The sequence below is a fragment of the Streptomyces sp. AHA2 genome, from assembly GCF_036857595.1.
Lineage (GTDB): Bacteria > Actinomycetota > Actinomycetes > Streptomycetales > Streptomycetaceae > Streptomyces.
Window position 1 is genome coordinate 1 of record NZ_JAUQWJ010000054.1, and the last position, 1,297, is coordinate 1,297.

The following is a 1,297-nucleotide window of genomic DNA, read 5'->3' on the forward strand; positions in this document are numbered from 1 at the left end:
GTGAACGTCGTCTCCCCCAGCGGCGCGGGGGCCTTGACCGTCTTCAGGTCGCCCTTGCTGTCGTACTGGAAGTCGGTGGTGACCGTCTTGGTGGAGGTCATCTTCGTCTTCGCCTTGCAGCGCTGGCCCTCGAAGCCGCCGCAGGTGGGTGTGGCGGGGTTGTACTCGAAGGAGACGTTGCCGCCGCCGGTTCCGGTCTGCGCCACCGAGGTGGTGTTGCCGGCCGTGTCGTAGGTGAAGCTGGTCTTCTCGCCGTCGGCGTTGGTGGAGTCCTTGGGCACGTCGCCGCCGGCGATGGTCTGCCAGCTGTTGACCGTCTTGCCACCGGTGGGCATGGTGACGGTCTCGAGGTTGTTGCGGGTGTTGAAGCCGTAGTCGGTGACGTTGCCCGGGGTGGTGCCCGAACCCATCGCGTCCGTGCTGGTGTCGATGTTGTTGTTGGCGTCGAACTTCGTCGACCGCTTGCGCTCCAGCGCGTCGAACACCTCGGTGACCCGGCCGTCGCCGTCGTGGACGTACTTGGTGCCGTGCAGTTCCGGGTCCTTGGCCGTGGTCGTCCCGGCGGCCGTCGGGGAGGCGGCGCTGTAGCTGTAGGTCCAGGTCGGGCCGGTGTGGCCGTCGCTGTTGAAGGCGGTGCCGCGCAGCATGGAGGTGACGCGGTTGGTGTCGTCGTAGGTGAAGACGGTGACGCGGCCCTCGGCGGTGGTGATCTTGTCGATGCGGCCGGAGGAGTCGTGGCGGAAGGTGACCGTCTTGCCCTCGGTGTCGGTGGTGGTGGCCAGGTTGCCGTCGGCGTCGAGGTTGTAGACGGCCGTGCGGCCGGTGTTGTCCTTGGCCTGCCACTGCGACGGGTAGGTCTTCACCAGGTCGATGAAGCGGCCCGAGCGGGTCTCGGTGAGCTTGAAGCCCTTGTTCTCACCGTTGTCGTCGTGCTGGGTGACGGTGATCGTGCCCTTGTTGCGGTCGGTGATCTTCGTCAGGGTCCCGTACTGGTTGTAGGTCTCCTTCGCACCCGACTTCCACTTGGTCAGCGTGTAGGTGCCGTCCGCGTTCTTCTTCAGGTCCTGCGAGTAGCCCTTGGGCGTGGTGAAGGAGCCGTCGCTGTTCTTGGTGAAGCGGACCGTCGCGCCGGAGGCGTCGTAGAAGATCACTTCCGAGGAGCCGATGGACAGGTAGCGCTCGTACTGCTGCCACCAGCGCTGCGAGACCCGGCCCCAGGGAGCGTCGAGGGAGTTGTAGGTCCGCGCCAGTTGCAGGCGCTGGCCGACGCCGGCGATGTCGAAGTCCGTCGCCGTCA

The 1,297-nt window shown here is 66.3% G+C and carries 1 protein-coding gene; it reads right to left on the reverse strand.

Features of this window, described 5'->3' with window-relative positions:
* A partial coding sequence (locus tag Q5694_RS34755; RefSeq protein WP_333937512.1) for a DUF6531 domain-containing protein occupies positions 1-1,297 on the reverse strand: 1,297 nt, incomplete at both ends.